We start from the raw sequence: 18816 nt of genomic DNA on the forward strand, positions 1-18816 counted from the left end.
TAATTCTTTATACCAAAAAAGTAGACAAATATAGTGTATTGACTACTAATTTACTATTTTATTTCTGCTGTGCTTTTATGGTGGTGTTTCACTATCTTGTGGCGGCGCTATATTCCATGCAATGGTAAATCCATTTTTGTAACGAAGATCTACTGACTGTATCTCCTCACGGCGATTGCTTAATTGGTTACCAAGCAGCTGACTTAGATTCAACAGTTTTTGTGCTGTATTTTCATTGTCAACGATAACCCGTAGCCCATTATCAAAACGGATCAACCAAGTCATTCTAGGGGACAGAATGATATCTGCAACTTGCAGATCAAGCGGTGCATACCAATCATTTACTTGCTGCATCTGTTGCATAATAACTGGTGCTTGAGCAATATCACCTTGCAATGTCGCAAAGCGCTCCTGCGTTAAGTCCCTACTATCAGCAGGGACAAAAACGCTGCCTTTTGCATCAACCAAACGCTCAGTACCAAAATTGGCCACGGCCTGTTTGGGTAATGCGGTGACCACAATACCACGCTGCCAATCACGGCTAATACTCACTTGGTCAACCCAAGCCAGACCGGTCGTAATATCTCGCAACGCTTGTAAATCAGAGGTAAAAAAACTGCTCACACTCTGTTGGTTCATAACCTGCTGTAGCGTTCGATATTGTGCAACCGTCAATCCTTGGTTGTTGACATGAATAGCAGCGGGAGGAGCATCACGTAACGCTTTACCACCCATTATCAATATCAATACTAACAAACCTAGCACCAATACGGTAAAAAAATATTTGACGGTAGTCGGTACTTGAAAGCTCGGTTTTGGTTGACGGGTTTTATCACTCATCAAGTCAGCTACGTCATTGACAGTTTGAGCCATAATAAACGTCGTCCCTATATTTATATCTGAATATTTATATCTGATTAATAATTGCATAGAGCTGATGATGCTTTTTATTAATGTAGACCTGCTTATCGCTTTATCATTCGTAGAAATCTATTTGATAGATATGCTATCAATTTACTTGTCTAAAAGGCTATATAAAATGTGATTACATTCATTTAAACGTAACATTTTTCTCAATTAATGAAGGACTTAACAGAGAGTTGCATAAATATCACTAAAATAGACTGGTGGTTACAATATTAACGCATTTTACCTTTAAACAATAGCCTAACCCCTACTACTAACAACGAATTTACACAAGTTTACACGAAGCTGTGGTATAGCAGCTCTAGCGATACATTAACCTTTTTAAACGCCGCTATTTATCTGTTCTAAAACCACGTTAAAAGTGTTAAATACATTTTTCTGTCGGTTATTTCAGGGTGGCTTTTTAACCAATTTTTAAATCAAAAAGCTGACGCTTTTGATAAGTATTTATAATGTTTGCGCTAAAATATGCCAACATAAGCTATCAAAGTCCATACCACGAGCTTTAGCCGCCATCGGAACCAAACTATGACTGGTCATACCTGGTACGGTATTAATCTCAAGCAGCCAAAAGTTACCTGCTTCGTCTTGCATCGCATCAATACGTCCCCAACCTTTAGCATCGACGGCACGAAACGCTGCCAAGCTTAAATCTTGCAGATGCTTTTCATCGGCGGCACTTAGACCACAGGGAATATAGTAACTGGTATCGTTACGATTGTATTTGGCTTCAAAATCGTAAAAATTGGTAATATCAGCAGGCTCTAAACGAATCACTGGGTATGATTCATCATCAATAATAACAATGGTAAATTCGCGACCAGTAATCCAACGCTCAGCCATTACCACATCGCCGCACTGTACCGCTGTCGCATAAGCAGCTGGCAGCTCATCAAGGTGATTAACCTTAGTCATACCAATACTTGAGCCTTCGTGTACCGGTTTGATAATAAGTGGTAGTCCTAACATATTGACGACTTGCTGCCAGTCAGTCTCAGCGGTAAGCAACGAAAATGGTGCCGTTGATAAACCACAACCTTGCCACAGCTGCTTGGTACGCACTTTATCCATACCGAGTGCCGATGCTAAAATACCCGAACCTGTCTGCGGAATATCAAACCATTGCAGCACGCCTTGTAACAGACCATCTTCGCCGCCGCGACCATGTAAGACGTTAAACACACGATCATAATCACGCAGTTCGGTAATATCTTGATGCTTAGGATCAAAATGGGTGGCATCAACACCTTGGTTTTGTAGTGCTTGCAATACAGCAGCACCACTATCTAAAGAAACACTGCGCTCGTTGCCACTGCCGCCGTAGATAACAGCGACTTTACCAAATTCACTGGCCTCTTTTACCTTGCTTTCTTTGATAGCTGGCAATACATCCGCGCTTTGGCTATCGTTGTTTATTTTATCTTGCTCTGCTCGTGCAGCTGCGGCTAATGCGGGTTCTGGATTAATAATAGGGGCAGCGTTATTTTGAGCATCACCTTTAATGTTGTTTTCAATATTATCTTTAATATTGCCTCTAGCGTTTTGCTCAGTACTATCGACGCCTTGGTTTATATTATCGTTATTTTTTTGCGTATTATTCATGGTCATCATTAGTGCTCCTAATATTTTGAAAGCAATGCTTATAAAGATTATTTGATATAAAGGTTGTTAGCGGCCAATTCGATCGCTATTTGTCCCACATTACCAGCACCTTGGGTAATTAACATATCATTTGCTTTGAGTAGGCGCTGCATTACAGGGGCGATATTGTCTTTATCAATAATCGTCGGCTCAACAGCACCGCGCAAACGAATACTACGTGCCAAGGCTTTGGTATCCGCACCTGCAATCGGGCTTTCACCGGCTGAATAGACATCTAACAACAATAATTCATCAACACTTGAGAGTACTTCAACAAAGTCATCAAAGCAGTCGCGCGTACGGCTATAACGATGCGGCTGAAAGATCATGACTAAACGGCGCTCAGGAAAGCTTTGACGGGCGGCTTTAATAGTAGCATCGACTTCTTTAGGATGATGACCGTAGTCATCAATCAGCAAAACATCGCCATCATCGATAGTGACAGAGGCATGCTGCTCAAAACGACGACCGACGCCTTCAAATTTTTGCAGCGCACGGGTAATTGCCTGATCATCGACGCCTTCATCGGTGGCCATAGTAATAGCTGCAAGCGCATTGTAGACATTGTGCACACCCGGAATATTTAGGGTCAGACGTAATGGCTCATGATCACGGCGCAATACCGTAAAATGTGTTTTTGTACCTTCGGTAACCAAATCAATGGCCTGTACATCGTTAAAGGGCTCAAGACCAAAAGTTAATACCGGACGCCCAATATCATCAATCATCGCATACAGTTCAGGGTCATCACCGCACACAACGGCTAAACCATAAAATGGCATGTTTTGTAAAAACTGAATATAGGCGGCTTTTAATTTATCAAAACTATTTCCGTATGTTTCCATATGATCTTGATCGATATTGGTCACGATCGCTGCCATCGGATGCAAGGATAAAAAGGACGCATCAGATTCATCCGCTTCCGCAATTAAAAATCGACTGCTACCCAGTGCTGCATTTTTACCTGACGCATTGAGCTTGCCACCAATCACATAGGTTGGATCAAGATTGCCTTCAGCCATCATGGTAGTCAATAAGCTGGTGGTGGTGGTTTTACCATGCGCACCGGCAACGGCGATACCATGACGGTAGCGCATCAACTCGCCAAGCATATCTGCACGGCGTACCACAGGAAGACGTGCTTCCAGTGCCGCTTTTACTTCAGGATTGCTACGGTCAATGGCAGACGATACGACAATGACATCCGCATGAGCGATATTTTTAGAATCATGGCCGATGGTGATATCTATGCCAATCTGCTGTAAGCGTTTGGTAACGAGGCTCTCAGCAATATCAGAACCACTTACTTGATAGCCTTGATTCTTCATTACCTCAGCGATACCGCACATCCCCGAACCACCAATACCGATAAAATGTAAATGCTGAATACGGCGCATTTCCGGTATTTCAATCAAACGTTTAGTTAGGGCTTTAGCGGAGGTTGGCATAACGTTTTCTCTTTATAGAAGACTGATAAAATGTATGAAAAATAATGAGCGTTTACATCATTACTTAATTACTTATAATGTTTGCCAGATAATATCGGCAACTTGTTGGCAGGAATCACGATTGGCAAGTGCATGACCTTTTTTTGCCATCTCTAAGCAAGCGGATCGATCAAGCAGAGCAAGCTCATCACTCAAAATTTTAGGGGTTAATTCGCTTTGTGGTAATAAAATCGCTGCTTTATGTAGCGTTAAGGTGCGAGCATTTGCCGTTTGGTGATCATCAACCGCACTTGGTAGTGGCACAAAAATCGCCGCAATACCGACGTTTTGGATTTCAGTGACGGTTAAAGCACCGGCACGGCAAACGACAATATCCGCCCAATTATAGGCCGCAGCCATATCATCGATAAAAGGTTGCACAGTAAACTGATGAACGCTTAAATCTTCACTATCATATGACGCTTGCGTGGCCGCTTCATTATTGCGTCCACATTGATGACGCACTTCAAATGGACGCTCTATTAACGCCAAAGCTTTAGGAACGGTATTATTTAATGCTTGGGCGCCAAGCGAGCCGCCAACGACCAACAGTTTAAGTGGTGAGTGGTCACTTATATCATAGCGCGCAGATGGCGCTGCTACACCGGTAATGGCATTACGTACCGGATTACCAACGGTTTCAATCTTACGATCAAGCTGGCTATTGGCAAAGGTATTCTCAAAGGCTTGCAACACTTTGGTGGCGATTTTAGCTAAATAACGATTACTCATACCGGCAATGGCGTTTTGCTCATGAATAATCAGTGGTGTGCTGGTAATACGGGCGGCAATACCACCGGGCGCACTCACATAACCGCCGAAACCAACGACCATATCGATCTGATTACTGCGGATAATTTTAATAACCGCCATCGTCGCTGATAATAAAGTAATGGGCATTTTCAGCAAACGCCCAACCCCTTTACCACGCAAGCCTTCCATAGCAATAGCATGAAAAGTATAACCCGTCGGTGCAACCAAGCCATTTTCCATGCCATTGGGCGTCCCTAACCAGTGAATAACTGCACCGCGTTGGGTCAATTCCTCAGCAACTGCAAGCGCTGGAAATACATGCCCGCCTGTACCAGCAGCCATCATTAATATATGCGGTGTTTTCATGAACGCCTGCCTATCTTTTCTTTATTTATATGAAGGACTTATTATCCTATAGCTATCTTGACCATCTTAGCCATCGAGCAGTGAGAGCGCTATAAAAGCCCGCACAGTAAAGCCCGCATAGTATAGTGTAAATCGTTATCTGATATACAGCATTTTCTATCTTACCAATAACAAAAATCCAAGCCGTGAGCAATCGCGGCTTGGCTTAAATAACTACTGCTAAACAATCATAAAAACATCAGTTTTAACGATGTTTCGACGACATATCTTAGCATAACTATTTTTTGATCATTGTGCACATAGATTAGTGATAAATCACTCTATCATTACTGCTTTGCTCAAATCGCCAGTTTTTGCTCGATTGCGATAATGAAATCGGTCGCAATATCCGTACCGCATTGATCATCAATCTCACGGACACACGTAGGACTGGTGACATTAATCTCAGTAATGCGGCCGCCAATTAAGTCTAAACCGACGAACATCAGCCCTTTCTCTTTCACGATGGGTGCGACCACTTCAGCTACTTGGCGTTCAATATCGGTCAGTGGCATTGCCACGCCGCTACCACCGGCAGCCAGATTACCACGTGTCTCACCTTTAACAGGAATACGTGCCAAGCTATAATCTACCACGACGCCATCGACGATAAGGACACGTTTATCCCCTTCTTTAATCTCTGGCAGATAACGCTGCGCCATGATTGGCAGTGTCTCAAGCTCGGTCAATACTTCTAGCGTCACGCCAATATTTGGGCTATCAGCAGTTAGACGGAAAATACCAGTGCCGCCCATGCCATCTAATGGCTTCACGATAACGTCTTGCTGCTCAGTGATAAACTTACGAATATGTGCCTGTTTACTGGTCACAATCGTTGGACTCATATAGTCGCTAAACCACGTGGCAAACAATTTCTCATTACAGTCACGAATGGCTTGTGGGTCATTGACCACTAACACTCCTGCTGCTTTGGCATGATCGAGCATATAAGTCGCATAAATAAAACGCATATCAAACGGCGGGTCTTTACGCATCAAAATAACGTCATAGTCGCTGACCGAACCTGTCGTCTTATTCCCTAACGTATAAAAATCTTCAGGGTCACGCTTTACGGTGACAGACTGCGAATCTATCATCAACTGTCCACGATCCAACCATAAGTCATGAATTTGGCAGTAGCCGAGGCTATGACCGCGGTCTTGCGCCGACCACATCATCGCTAAGCTAGTGTCTTTTTTATAATTAACCTGCTCAATAGGGTCCATAATTACAAGTATATTCAAAGATTTTCTTGGATTTTTTTGGCTCATAATAAGACTCATTTACGTTGTACTATTATAGGTAAAACGAACACAAACAATATGCTGGCATGTCAAGATATAGACTATTAAATTGAAAAATAACACAGTGCTGCTGGGATGAATTTTTCGAAGCCTCTGGAGTGCAAAGCGCACAGCAAGCAAGGAAAATTCATACCAACAGCACACTATATTTAAAGTGTCAATTTTATTGGAGAACGGACTATAGCTAGTAATGACTGCAATAAATTATACGCCGTACTGGGCGCGATAATGCTGCATTTTTGCAAGCTGGGTCGCGTCTTTATGCTGGCCGCTGGCGTCTGCTAGGTAACTGATTAAATCATCGATATCGACAAGAGCACGTACTGGTACTTCTAAAGTTGCTGCCAGCTCTTGAATAGCAGAATGCTCAGCCAAGCCTTTTTCTTTACGGTCTAACGCAACAATAATACCGGCAACGCTTGCCCCTGCTTGCTCTAATATCTCAACTACTTCACGCATGGCCGTGCCAGCCGTGATGACATCGTCGAGTATCCATACCGACTGACCACTGACATCGGCACCAACCAAATTACCGCCTTCGCCATGAGTTTTAACTTCTTTACGGTTGTAGCCCCATTTAGCATTGATACCATGATATAGCCATAACGCTTGCGCAGTAGCGGCCACAAAAGGAATGCCTTTATAAGCGGCACCAAAGATGACCAGTTCTTTATTATCAGAACCATTAGCATACTGCATTTGTTCAGCTAAGGCATCAGCATAACCACGCGCTAATAACGATAACATTTCACCCGACGCAAGCAAACCTGCATTAAAAAAATACGGACTAATACGCCCAGATTTTAAGACAAACTCACCAAATTTCAGCACCTGATTGTCTAAAGCCAGCTGAATAAAGTCATGAGATGAAAATGAAACATTGTTAGCATGTTGAGCGTTGTTAGCATGTTGGGCGTTAGGCATTGAGCATTCCTATTAACAAAGAGAAGATTTAAAAACAGATATTATGATGCGCATTATAGGCGTTGTGGTTTAACTTGACCAACCATTGATATCATAATCTTGCATATCAGGATAACGCGTCAATAGACCACAACGTGATGAGATATTAAAGTAGCACTGACCATCATGACTCACTTGTATATCCCAACCCAAATAATGGGCGGCAACAATAACATGTCCTGTGAAAATCCGAATTTGGCGGTACGCATGACGCTGTGTTGGCTCGCAGATAATCTGACTGAGCAGATAGCTGCGTATATGCTGACAAATTTGTGCGGCGCTATAGCTATGATTGATGCTTTTGCGACTGCTGCACTGCGTTAAAGCATGCACAGTTACGCTACACGCCATAATATCTGTGGCTAGACTGCCCGCGCCAGTTTCAAATTGCTGCGGCTGTAGAATCACTTGCCAATCATCAGCATAAAGGCTACTGAGTAGTTCATCAGGATCATAGTTTTTGGTCAGTGCGCGCAGAGATAATGTAGCAGCAGACGCCTTAGATTTAGCAGTAGCTTTGGTGTTAATAGCTTTATTGCCATCTATATCACCTGCTATCAAGTCATCTACTACCGAAAACCCATAACGGCTTAGTGTTGGATAAGTTCGAATGGTTTGCTGAATATCGGACATATCAAGCAGGGTCATCTCATTTAATGGCGATAGTAACGGTTGCTCACTATGATTATTATAAAAACTAGTCGGAAGCTCGATTAGCTTTGCCGCGCTCAGTAGTGACAGATGCTCAGCCAAAACTTCTGAAGCAATCAGCTGCCATTTCGACAAGTGGTCTTCATTGGGCTGGTAAAAATGCGCAGCATTGCCATATAATCGGTGCAACTGCCCGTTTAGGCGCCGCGCCGGCTCTGGAATATCGCTCAGTGATCTTGCGGGATCAATTGGCAATCGCCTCGGATCAAAATTAGGATGCACAATCGCAGGCTGGTTACTATTGGATAAAACTGCTGACTGCTCAGCATTAACTTCTGCAAGCTGAGCCTCTTCTGCTACAAGCTCAGCATTGAATAAACGGTCATCAGAAGTAGAAGGCTGGGTCATGAAATCTCCATAGGCTAGCGCGTTTAAAACAAAGCACTTAAATAAAAAACTTAAATAAAAATACTCAAACAACCCCTTTAAAAAAACAATATTGAATCGATATGAATAGGAGTCAGAGTGAAATGAGCGGCATCAAAGCGCCTGTGGTATAACCATTATCTTATTCTTGATGGTGCAAGATATCTTGATAACCTACTTGCCAATCAGGATAAGTGAGCCAAGCTAATGGAATGTTGCTGTGTAAACGTTTTCCTGTCACCGCTGTTTTTTTATCCTCCACTTCTGGTAGCGTTTCACCTACTTGCTCACTTAACCATGTGGTCAGCTCAAGTGTCGTTACTGGCGCATAATCAGTGGCAATATAAAGTGACTTGGCCGTATCTATGGTCAATACGTTGATAATAATCGTCACCAAATCGCGATCCATAATACGATTACTCCAATCTTCGGCAGCAATCGGTTCTTTCTGTGCCTCTTTGGCCTTACGTAGACGCATTAATCTTTCGCGGCCATAAATACCGCTTGGGCGAATGATAATCGCCTTATTACCAAACCTTTGTTGCAACGCTTGTTCTGCTTGCAATATGATTTTTGACGCATCACGTTCGGGGGTGACAGGCGCGGTATGCTCATCGATCCATTCCCCTTTGTTTTGCCCATAAATCCCTGTTGAAGAAATAAAGACCACGCGCTCAAGATTGGTTAATTCACTGGCCAGCGTTGCTAAATGCTGACAAATACTTAAATAGCTGTCGTTATAACCACTGGTCGAATACTCATCAGGGGTCACAATAATGGCAATACGCGTAAACGCTTGCAATTGCTCAGCAGTCAGTGTCAACGCATCCGCTTGCATAAAAGTCGCATTATCATCTAACTGATAATGGCCGCGCTCACTACGCGCCAGCCCAGTGACAGACAAATTGTCTTGAGCAAGTTTATTAGTCACCGGCAAACCTATATCACCTTGACCAATAATAAGTAATTTCTGAGTGGACATAAGTTATCCTTATTTATAATTATAGTTAATCAATAGTGCTAATAATGGCCTTTAAAATGCATGTTTACTTCAATGTAAAAGGTGACAGCTAGTTAAAAGTAACGCATATAAGACAGTTTTATATCGTCATTAGCATCGACACGATCTTGCCAATCATAGCTGGCATTAAGCCGTAGCGCTTGTTTTTTATCGATATCGTACTGCAATCCAAAGGTAGTAATTGGCTGCCAATAGTGACCAGTTACCTCAGGCTCATCGCTGCTGCCATGATACCAATACGGCAGTTGCAATTCAGCTTGCGCGCGTAACTGATTGTTAATCTGATACACACAACCAGCGTTTACCCCTGCCCCCACACGGTAGCCTTTATTGATACCACGTCCACCCTGTACTGCGCCCGTTGCCAAGGTATAGCACAGCTGCGGCGGCATCTCGCCAGAGTTGGCAGGCGGCGTACCAAACGCCCACGATTTACCATACTCTAAGGTAGTGCTTCCTACTAAATGATCCGTGCCATCTTGCTGTGAGCCATCATTGATACGTGTGGCTTCAACACTCGCGCCCCACGTCTGACCTTTTTTAGCGGTATTAACAGGGTTAAACGAACGTCCGCGAATTAAAGTAAAATTCTGCAAAACGACGCTCTTCGGTTGATTGACCTTGTCATCATCCTTGTCATACAAACGCAATGTCGCTTTGACGCCCTCTAAATCAAAGAACTGCCCAAACCCTGCGGTACGATCAAGCGTATCATGGAAGCCGGCACGTAGATCAAGCTCGATATAGTTGTTATCCCCGCGCTGGCCAATACCAACCTGACCACGCTGCAACGCATGACGATCAAGCGGATTATTATTAGGTGGGGCAATAGTCACTGGCAATAACGTCTGACCATCAGCGCTCATGATCGATGACAAATTAATATCGGCTGATTTAATATTATTTGCCGCTTCTTTTGTTAAATCTTGATAACCCAATTTGGCAGCTTGCACGGCTTTATTTAGCTGTGCTTGGCGTACGCTACTGTCTGCTGGCGTATAAAAGGTACTTGCTAGCAAGTTTTCAGCTTTAAGTAAATTGACCACATCGGAGGGGATAACGGCATAAGGCAGTTGACTGAGTAAATGCTGTTTAGGGCGTACCACATCGATAAGACGTAAAACCTCCGAAGCACAGTTATCCGTCGCAAAGTAATAGGGCAAACTCAAGTCTTTGGTTTCCCACACATGCAGCATGATTTGCTGCACCTCGCTTGGGGTTAAGTCCAATTGATAGGTCCAAGTATCACGTTCGTCCTCTTTTAGATAGTCTGCAAACTTTTTAGGATAAGGACCAATTTCGATCAGATTATCATAGCCACCACTCGCCGCTTTAACGGCATAAATTAAAAAACTATCAGCAGCATCACCATCGACGGTGTCATTAAGCGCATACGCATGATGAATCTGGCTAGGATCAGCCACACTAGCTTTTGAATCAATACGCAATAACGTATGGCCAAAGGCAGAGATAGGATTGTCTAAATACTCCTGCGCAAACATCAGTGACAACTGTTCAGGCGCTAGCATTGCCATCCAGTCATCAAGCTCTGAACAATCCGCTTGCAATGCTGTTTTGTCAATATTTAACGTTTCTGTGAGCCATTGTACGCGCGCCGGAAAACGGCAAAGTACTGAATTGCTATTATTCGTTTTAACATTGCTGCTATTGCTCGTAGATCCTGTTAATTCCTGAGCAAGCGCAACCAGCATGGCATCAAGTTCCGCTGCTGAATCTTGCTGACCATTGCTAGTTAAGAAAAAACTACTATCGTCAACCACGCTTTTATTTTTCTTTTTGCCGAGCAAGCTTTTTTCATCATCTACAAAATATAATAAACGGCGCCATGTGATATGTTGGGCGAGATTGTCTTGTTTTACTTGCTGACGCCACGTTATTAATAACTGCTCAGCATTCGTATTTTGAACATTTTGGGTATCTTGTTTATTTTCATCTATAGATTTTGCTAAATTTTTAGCAATCAAATCTGGATTAGTATCAAGCGCAAGTTCACCTGTCGTTACGAGCGATGATGGCGTCGGTAAAAACGCTTGCGCCTGTACGGTTAGCAGTAGTCCGGCAATCGTCAGTGGCAAACGCGCGCGCCTAGTCAGCTGTGTTGGCGTACCCTCTATCGCCATAAGGTTCGAATTAATAGACTTTAAGTTAATAGACTTTAAGTTAATAGACTTTAAGTTAATAGGCATGAGGTAAAATCTCGCACTGTAGGAGTCATACGCTTATCGCGTTATTAGGTCTGTCGAATTATCAGAATATATATTCTCAATAATTATCTTTTCTATAGGTATGTTTGCTATTAATGTATACAAAATTTATGATAAAAGGCATTTTTACTATGCTTACTTCATAACATTATAAAAGAGAATACTATGTCCATAGCGTCAGCAATGATTATTAACGATGGTCGGTTATCAACGGCCACTTGGCTGGCATCCCCAAACTGCAATAGAAGACCTAAGAAAATAAGCATTGATACTATTGTGATCCATAATATCAGCTTACCACCGAGTGAATTTGGCGCCTGTGGCACTGACGGTTTACATTATGTTAAGGCCTTATTTACCAATCAATTAGACTGGGAAGCGCATCCGTACTTTAAGACGATTGAAGGTGCAGAAGTTTCAGCTCACCTATTTATAGAGCGTGATGGTGCTGTGACTCAGTTTGTTAATTTTAATGAGCGTGCATGGCATGCTGGCAGGTCTAGTTATCTTGGTCGACCTGAATGTAATGATTATAGCATTGGCATTGAACTTGAAGGGTCAGATTTTGTGTCCTTTACATCCGCGCAGTATGCCGCACTTGCACAAGTAGTCGCCGCTATCTATGACGCCTACCCTAAAACCCGCCGGCATCTAACCGGTCATAGCGATATTGCCCCTGATCGCAAGACTGACCCCGGTGATTATTTTGAATGGGTAAAATTGCGCGAGATGGTAGCCAACAAACTTGAGGACTAGCTCGTATTAGTAGCTCTGTTAATAGCACGCCTAATTTCCACATCCAATTCATTTACCGATGCTATGAAAGTGCTATAATCTGTCAGTTTTTTGACCTCAGTACATCAATAAATAAATTAGCAAACCACTCAGCATAATAGGTTCTCATGGCAAAAAGTCGGTTATTTCGTTCAACCATGGTAGTCAGTAGCATGACCATGCTGTCGCGTATTTTAGGTCTGGTACGTGATATCGTATTACTAGGTGTCTTTGGCGCTGGTGGTCTGATGGATGCCTTTTTGGTCGCCTTTAAGATACCTAATTTTTTACGTCGTCTATTTGCTGAAGGCGCGTTTAGCCAAGCCTTCGTACCCGTCCTATCAGAATATAAAGAAAAATATAGCTTACAAGAGGTACAGATATTAGTCAGCCGTACTTCAGGTGCGCTGTTGCTAATTTTGTCCATGCTCACTGTCGTGGTGATTTTAATGGCACCGTGGGTCGTGACTTTATTTGCTCCAGGTTTTGCTGATCAGCCCGATAAGTTTGCTATTACTGCTGAATTGCTACGTCTAACCTTTCCTTATTTACTATTTATCTCAATGACTGCTTTTGCTAGCGGTATACTGCAAAGCTACGGACGCTTTGCGGCCCCTGCCTTTGCACCGGTGCTGCTCAATCTATGTATGATTGGCGGCGCGTTGGTATTTTCTCCCATGTTCGAGACGCCCATTATGGCGCTCGGTTATGCGGTCGCTATTGCCGGTTTATTACAACTATTACTGCAGTTACCGCAGTTGTCACAGCAAAAGCTATTAGTTCTGCCTAAAATCGATTTTCAGCACGAAGGTGTCAAGCGCATATTAAAGCTGATGTTGCCTGCTATCTTTGGGGTGTCGGTTACTCAGATTAATCTATTATTAAATACTATCTTTGCTTCATTGATGATTGGCGGTTCGGTCTCGTGGCTATATGCCGCTGAGCGCATGAGTGAGCTGCCACTTGGCTTAATTGGTGTGGCGATTGGTACGGTTATTTTACCTAGCCTATCAAAAAGTGAGGCCAAAAAAGACGATATTAGCTTTAAAAAGACTATTGATTGGGCAGCACGTTTAATTATTTTGGTGGGTGTACCTGCATCGGCGGCCTTGTTTATACTGTCTGATGTGCTGATGCAAGCGTTATTCTTACGTGGTGAATTTACCTTACTTGATGCGCAAATGAGTTCGCTCGCGTTACGTAGTATGGCGGGTGGCATATTAGGCTTTATGCTAATTAAAGTCTTTGCCCCTGCTTTCTTTGCTCGTCAAGATATACGCACGCCAGTGAAAATTGGTATTATTTCCGTTTTTGCCAATATGATTTTTAGCGTCATCTTCATCGGGTTATTTTACTTTTTTGAGATTCCACTGCATGGTGGTCTGGCACTTGCGACGACCGGCGCATCATTTGTGAATGCAGGCTTATTGTATTATTTCTTACATAAACGCGATATTTTCCGTTTTGGCAGTCACTGGAAAAAGCTGTTTGCGCAGTTTGCGATTTCTACCAGTGCCATGGTCGCTGTGCTTTATGTCATGCTACCCTACTTTCCAACCGATGATGCTCAGTGGCGACGTTTGATTGCGCTACTGATTATGTGCACGGTCGGTGCGCTGGTTTATGGTGTGGTGTTATTAGCAACAGGCTTCCGCCCTCGCCAGCTTAAACATGGTTAAACAAGTTACATAAGATATTAACTTACGAAACCAAAACAAGGTCAATATGAGAATTGACAATGAATGATGCTGATAGTTGCCATAATGGCTCATTGTTAAATCACTCACTATTAAGGTTTTATATGATAAATCGGCAACTCACAGCTCGACGCTTACCTAAGATTGTTGCGACTGGTTTACTTGGTTTTTCTTTATTTAGTGCCGGACTGCTGATAAGCGGTTGTAGCGATAATGATAATGTGCAGAGCAAGCCAGCGAACGAGACGACAGACAGTTCATCTGCCGTAGAGACTGCTAAGAGTACGGATGATGTCGCGGCTAATGCTGATGTTAATAAGGCTAATACTAATAGTATAGACGACAGTGCCTCAGCTACACCCGATACGGACATTGTTAGTCACGATATCAGCCCTATCGCAGCAGCCGTTAAAGAGCCAAGTATACTAACCAATAAAACCCAAGTCGGTACACCAGAAAATACGGTCAAGCTAGCACTTGATACTTTATATTATGGCGATATTGAAAAGGCTGCGACTTATTATAAAGTCGATATGGAAGATTTCGCTGAAGAGTTAAAAAATACTCAGTTTGCCTTTAAGCAGACGGTTGAAGCCGTCACTATTATTGATACCAAATACAACAGCGACAAAACAAAGGCAACCGTCATCGGTGAGCTTATGCTCAAAGGCCAAAAAAAACCTGCTCCCCTGACTTATGAGCTACAAAAAATCAATGGTGAATGGAAAATATTGGGCTAAAACTGTTCAGTATAAATAACGGTTTTAACGCTTGTTACTATCGTAAGTTCAAAATAAAACACCTATGATTGTCACAACATTCTGCTGATATAAATTTTTGTCGCTTGCTGTGCGCTTCGCCAGACAGAGGCTTCGCAAAATTCATATTAGCAACACTATATTCTTTTTAAAGTGAATCGACTATATCGTCTGGAATGACGGTCTTACCAAGCATCACCACATCAGCGATAAACCCTTCCATGTCGCAAACCTTTGGCATATAACCCCATTGCTCAAAGCCAATTTTACGGAATAGACCTAAACTTGGTTGATTGTGAGCAAAAATAAGCGCTATCACATTATGAATCTCAAGGCTTGGCGCTTGATTCAGCATCCAGTGTAGCAATAAGCTTCCCAACCCTTGACCATGGCAATCCTTGTGCAGATAAATGCTAATCTCACTACTGATATTATAAGCCGGTCGCGCATACAAATCACTAAAGCTGCCCCACGCAACTATTGGGGAACATTCTTTTTGCTTCGCGCTGTCGATACCTACTATATCTACCATTCTAACGACATAAATAGGTCGCGTTGCACTGTTGAGGTGTTCCTCAAACCAAGCTTCGCGCTCTTCAGAAGTTACTGGCGTTAGATTGGCCGTTGCTTGTTTACCGGCAATACTTTGATTATAAATTGCTAAAATTTCTGCTAAGCCGTCTATGCTTGCGCGCTGCACAAGAAATTTATCGTTGAGCTTGTTTGCTGCTAATAGATGCAGCATAGAATGAGGGACATCATTAGTATCAGACTTAGCAGTCGCGTTAGAAGCAACATCAGACATAGCATTTCCATGATTAACGGTAATTAGTAATTGGTAATAGAGGATGTGCGATAAATCGTTAATGGCTAAACCGTTAATTAATAACAATCGCGGAATGAGCAAACAACCCTAAGCCAAATAAAATCACTAACTTTTAAGGTTGCTGGCGTTGTTCTTTTATTATCAGCAGACTATAAGATGTTAGTATGGCTATTTTACTTTATAATGGCTGATTTTAAACGCCTCGATTTTAAATATAGAAGTGTTTTTTCACTTTTTATCTGGTCTTATTTATCATAGCTGAAAATTTATGAACACCTATTTTCTTGAGCAATTGATGGCGTCTTCAGACGCTTCGCATAACAACACCAGCCCAATAGCTTTAGCGCCTTGCGTGCTTACTATCGGTAACTTCGATGGCGTGCATTTAGGTCATCAAGCGATGCTCACTCAAGTTCGTACACTTGCACAAGGGCGTAATCTTGGCTCTGCGGTCATGATATTTGAGCCACAGCCACGTGAGTTCTTTGCTCCAGCTACTGCCCCGGCACGCTTAACCAATCTTGCTGAAAAGCAGGCGTTGCTAGCAGAATATGGGGTTGAGACCTTGATTATAGCGGGCTTTGATGCCGAATTTCGCTCGTTATCAGCACAGGCATTTGCAGATATTTTAGCGCGACGCCTCAATGTAAAAGCCTTGGTATTGGGTGATGACTTCAAATTTGGTCATGACCGTACCGGTGATAGTCAGTTTTTGCGTGATTATGGCTTGCATGTAACCAATCTACATACCGTCACAGATAGCAGCGATAAAGCGGCGCGTATTAGCTCAACCCGTATTCGTGATTTATTATTGGCCGGTGATATTAATGCTGCTAATACCTTACTTGGACGCGAGTATGCAATCACAGGAACGGTCGTCGGTGGTGATAAAATTGGTCGAACGATGGACTTCCCTACCGCCAATATTGACTTAAAGCGCATAAAGCCTGCTCTACACGGTATCTTTGCGGTCGATGTCGTCAGCCTCGATGAGGGTGGTAATGTCATACCTAATGGTTTAACAACTCGCACGGATGGCGAGAATAAAGGCGTAGCAGGGTTGCGTCCGCATAGCTTGTTTGGTACGGCTAATCTTGGCACCAGACCATCGGTGGATAAAAAACATGATTGGCGGTTAGAAGTGCATTTTCCAGAGTTGCAAGCTGACTTATATGGTTTAACTTTACAAGTGCGCTTTTTGCACTATTTGCATGGCGAACGACATTATGAGAGCCTAGAGGCCTTAAAAGCTGGTATTCATCACGATGTAAAAGAATTACTTGAGTGGCGATCAAAGCAAACAACCTGCTAGAAAATATAGCTAATAAATAAAAAAAGCCCGCAACATTTTATCGTTGTGGGCTTTTTTATAAGTGAGATTTTTATAAAAAGCTCACTTTTAAGCGTCTGGATGCAGTCGCACATTTAAGTCATCAATGACCTCAACCCATTCCGCATCTTTTTCCCATTCTTCTTGTAGAAAAGCTCGTTGACTGTCCGTCCAAATCTTAGCTTCTATTAACTTCTCTTCTTTTGCCAATTTATTATTGTCGATAAAGCTATCAATTGCTTCGTCTGAGCTATCCAGTCCTAACTGAGCAAATAGCTCATTCATATTATACTCAGGTTCACCTAACATAACTTTCTCCTTAAATGATACAGATTGATGACACAGATTTATATGTGCTTATTATTTAGACTAACCATTTGATTGTAGCAAGCTTTATGATAATAGCTGTTAATCAACGTTTATCTAACGTTATCAATTGTATTAACAGTCTCGCGTTGATGGTACAAAACTGAGAAGTTATGAAAGCAACTTATGTTAAGCATTAGAAAACAGCTGATTCTAAAAGTATATGCTAAACCACAAAAAAGCCCTCAAAGTTTATGAGGGCTTTTCATACATCATATACGTGTTATACATTATATGCTTAATAAACAGGGCTAAATTTTTAGCTGTTTAGCGCCTTATGGTAGTAAGTGTGCTACTGCGTCACGCTCTTCATTAAGCTCTTGCTCAGTAGCTGCCATTTTCTCTTTTGAGAAAGCTGAAGACACATCAACGTCAGCAACGATAGACCAGTCGCCATCTTTACAAGTACATGGGAATGAGTAAATCAAGCCTTCAGAGATACCATACTCGCCATTAGAGTAGACACCCATAGAGACCCAATCGTTATCATCAGTACCCATTACCCACGTACGTACGTGTGCAATAGCAGCGTTTGCAGCAGAGGCTGCAGAAGAGGCACCACGAGCTTTAATGATTGCCGCACCGCGTTGTTGTACTTCTGGGATATAAGTCGCTTCATACCATTCGCGATCTACTAAATCTAATGCAGGCTTACCGTTTACGGTGCAAGCCGTTAGATCAGGGTACTGAGTTGATGAATGGTTGCCCCAAATGATCATTTTTTTCACGTCATTAATGGTGCTGTCAGTTTTACCTGCTAACTGTGCCATTGCGCGGTTATGATCCAAACGAGTCATCGCAGTAAAGTTACGTGGGTCTAAATCTGGTGCATTACGCTGAGCAATAACAGCGTTGGTATTAGCAGGGTTACCTACTACCAATACTTTAACATCACGGCTAGCAACGTCATTCAATGCTTTACCTTGCGCTGAGAAAATCGCAGCGTTGGCTTCTAGCAAGTCTTTACGTTCCATACCTGGGCCACGAGGACGTGAGCCTACTAGTAAAGCATAGTCGATATCTTTAAACGCAACAGTGGCATCATCAGTTTGTACGATACCTGCCAACAAAGGAAATGCACAGTCTTCTAATTCCATGACCACACCCTTTAAGGCGTCTAGTGCTGGAGCGATTTCAAGTAATTGCAAGATTACTGGCTGATCTTTACCTAGCATTTCACCAGATGCAATACGAAATAACATAGCATAGCTGATATTACCAGCAGCACCAGTTACGGCAACACGTACAGGTTGTTTCATAGA

Annotated in this window: 16 protein-coding genes; 4 read left to right on the forward strand and 12 right to left on the reverse strand. The window is 42.6% G+C overall.

Going from position 1 to position 18816, the window contains the following annotated elements:
* Positions 1-75: 75 nt before the first annotated feature.
* The 9 genes from DABAL43B_RS11605 to DABAL43B_RS11645 all read right to left on the reverse strand — a co-directional run bounded on the left by DABAL43B_RS11605 (position 76) and on the right by DABAL43B_RS11645 (position 11785).
* Complete coding sequence (locus DABAL43B_RS11605) at positions 76-873, reverse strand: cell division protein FtsQ/DivIB (RefSeq protein WP_079692531.1); 798 nt, start codon at positions 871-873, stop codon at positions 76-78.
* Positions 874-1374: 501 nt separating this feature from the next.
* Positions 1375-2304: a D-alanine--D-alanine ligase gene (locus DABAL43B_RS11610; protein ID WP_145952566.1), complete on the reverse strand. Its 930-nt coding sequence runs from the start codon at positions 2302-2304 to the stop codon at positions 1375-1377.
* A gap of 272 nt (positions 2305-2576) precedes the next feature.
* Entirely contained in the window at positions 2577-4016 is a 1440-nt protein-coding gene (gene murC / locus DABAL43B_RS11615) for a UDP-N-acetylmuramate--L-alanine ligase (protein WP_079692532.1), read from the reverse strand.
* A gap of 72 nt (positions 4017-4088) precedes the next feature.
* A complete protein-coding gene (murG, locus tag DABAL43B_RS11620; protein WP_079692533.1) occupies positions 4089-5174 on the reverse strand; it encodes an undecaprenyldiphospho-muramoylpentapeptide beta-N-acetylglucosaminyltransferase in 1086 nt (361 codons plus the stop codon).
* A gap of 338 nt (positions 5175-5512) precedes the next feature.
* The gene (gene gshB / locus DABAL43B_RS11625) at positions 5513-6484 is read right to left on the reverse strand and encodes a glutathione synthase (RefSeq protein ID WP_079692534.1); all 972 of its coding nucleotides are present in this window, start codon (positions 6482-6484) and stop codon (positions 5513-5515) included.
* A 237-nt stretch (positions 6485-6721) separates the two neighbouring features.
* On the reverse strand, positions 6722-7441 hold the full coding sequence (pyrE, locus tag DABAL43B_RS11630; RefSeq protein WP_079692535.1) for an orotate phosphoribosyltransferase: 720 nt from the start codon (positions 7439-7441) through the stop codon (positions 6722-6724).
* A 69-nt stretch (positions 7442-7510) separates the two neighbouring features.
* Positions 7511-8539, reverse strand: coding sequence for a hypothetical protein (locus DABAL43B_RS11635; RefSeq protein WP_079692536.1), 1029 nt, complete (start codon positions 8537-8539; stop codon positions 7511-7513).
* A 160-nt stretch (positions 8540-8699) separates the two neighbouring features.
* Positions 8700-9539 (reverse strand): NAD-dependent epimerase/dehydratase family protein, encoded by an 840-nt coding sequence (locus DABAL43B_RS11640; RefSeq protein ID WP_079692537.1) that lies wholly within the window; start codon positions 9537-9539, stop codon positions 8700-8702.
* A 92-nt stretch (positions 9540-9631) separates the two neighbouring features.
* Positions 9632-11785, reverse strand: coding sequence for a DUF4105 domain-containing protein (locus DABAL43B_RS11645; protein ID WP_145952536.1), 2154 nt, complete (start codon positions 11783-11785; stop codon positions 9632-9634).
* A 183-nt stretch (positions 11786-11968) separates the two neighbouring features.
* Here DABAL43B_RS11645 and ampD point away from each other — a divergent pair, with 183 nt between their 5' ends.
* The 3 genes from ampD (at position 11969) to DABAL43B_RS11660 (ending at position 15014) form a co-directional block, all read left to right on the forward strand.
* Entirely contained in the window at positions 11969-12559 is a 591-nt protein-coding gene (gene ampD, locus DABAL43B_RS11650; protein ID WP_079692538.1) for a 1,6-anhydro-N-acetylmuramyl-L-alanine amidase AmpD, read from the forward strand.
* Between the two features lie 146 nt (positions 12560-12705).
* Positions 12706-14256, forward strand: coding sequence for a murein biosynthesis integral membrane protein MurJ (gene murJ / locus DABAL43B_RS11655; RefSeq protein ID WP_079692539.1), 1551 nt, complete (start codon positions 12706-12708; stop codon positions 14254-14256).
* Positions 14257-14378: 122 nt separating this feature from the next.
* A complete protein-coding gene (locus tag DABAL43B_RS11660) occupies positions 14379-15014 on the forward strand; it encodes a hypothetical protein (protein ID WP_079693112.1) in 636 nt (211 codons plus the stop codon).
* 166 nt (positions 15015-15180) lie between these two features.
* Here the strand turns inward: DABAL43B_RS11660 and DABAL43B_RS11665 are convergent, their stop codons facing one another.
* Positions 15181-15837 (reverse strand): GNAT family N-acetyltransferase, encoded by a 657-nt coding sequence (locus DABAL43B_RS11665; protein WP_079692540.1) that lies wholly within the window; start codon positions 15835-15837, stop codon positions 15181-15183.
* A gap of 289 nt (positions 15838-16126) precedes the next feature.
* On the opposite strand from DABAL43B_RS11665, the gene ribF reads away from it, so the two are divergent.
* On the forward strand, positions 16127-17170 hold the full coding sequence (gene ribF / locus DABAL43B_RS11670; RefSeq protein WP_079692541.1) for a riboflavin biosynthesis protein RibF: 1044 nt from the start codon (positions 16127-16129) through the stop codon (positions 17168-17170).
* Between the two features lie 87 nt (positions 17171-17257).
* Here the strand turns inward: ribF and DABAL43B_RS11675 are convergent, their stop codons facing one another.
* On the reverse strand, positions 17258-17497 hold the full coding sequence (locus DABAL43B_RS11675) for a DUF2789 domain-containing protein (RefSeq protein ID WP_079692542.1): 240 nt from the start codon (positions 17495-17497) through the stop codon (positions 17258-17260).
* Between the two features lie 332 nt (positions 17498-17829).
* Positions 17830-18813 carry a malate dehydrogenase gene (locus DABAL43B_RS11680; protein WP_079692543.1) on the reverse strand — a complete coding sequence of 328 codons (984 nt, stop codon included), beginning with the start codon at positions 18811-18813 and terminating at the stop codon, positions 17830-17832.
* Positions 18814-18816 lie beyond the last annotated feature (3 nt).

This window comes from Psychrobacter sp. DAB_AL43B, assembly GCF_900168255.1.
Classification (GTDB): domain Bacteria; phylum Pseudomonadota; class Gammaproteobacteria; order Pseudomonadales; family Moraxellaceae; genus Psychrobacter.